Raw genomic sequence first — 753 nt, 5'->3', positions numbered from 1 at the left:
GGCCTGCAAGCTGGCCTTCGACTTTCGCCGGAGCGGACGATGAAGCTGGTAACCCGCCTGAGAGGGCTCCCGACCCTCGCCCTCGCAGGGTTTGTCGGCCTTTCCGCGCCGGTCACGGCCCAGCAGGGCGCGATGACGCGCGTGGACCTCGAATTGCTGCTGGCGGTCGATATCTCGCAGTCGATGGACTACGAGGAGCACGAGATCCAGCGAAATGGCTATGTCGACGCCTTCCGGCACAAGGACGTCGTCAACGCGATGCTGTCCGGCCCCGAGGGCAAGGTCGCCGTGCTCTACATGGAATGGGCGGGCGATTTCGATCCGATCGAGACGATCCCCTGGACCATCATCGACTCCGCCGAGGCCGCCACGAAGTTTTCCGAGCGGCTGGAGAACGAGCCGATCTATGGCGAACAGCGCACCTCGATCTCACGCGCGCTCGAGACGGCGCAACAGCACATCCTCAAGAACAACATCTCTTCTCACCGGCAGGTGATCGACGTGTCGGGCGACGGCGCCAACAATGCCGGGCGGCTGGTGGAGCCTGCGCGTGATCAGGTGGTGAAGTCGGGCATCGTCATCAACGGCCTGCCGATCATGCTGAACAAGCCGAAGGAGTTCTACGATATCGATCACCTCGACCGGTACTACCGGCACTGCGTGATCGGCGGCGAAGGCGCGTTCATCGCTCCGGTGTTCGACCTGCGCCAGCTGTCGTCCACCATCCGCAAGAAGCTGGTGATGGAGATCGCA

The 753-nt window shown here is 63.2% G+C and carries 1 protein-coding gene; it reads left to right on the top strand.

Annotated elements, in window-relative coordinates:
• Window positions 1-39: 39 nt before the first annotated feature.
• The coding region (locus JHD07_RS39255) for a DUF1194 domain-containing protein (RefSeq protein ID WP_291631981.1) at window positions 40-753 on the top strand (714 nt) is incomplete at its 3' end.

Origin of the sequence: Bradyrhizobium sp. (genome assembly GCF_016462955.1) — a bacterium.
GTDB lineage: Bacteria > Pseudomonadota > Alphaproteobacteria > Rhizobiales > Xanthobacteraceae > Bradyrhizobium.
Note: the sequence above shows the minus strand (reverse complement) of the source record. Positions and strands in the feature narration are given on the sequence as shown.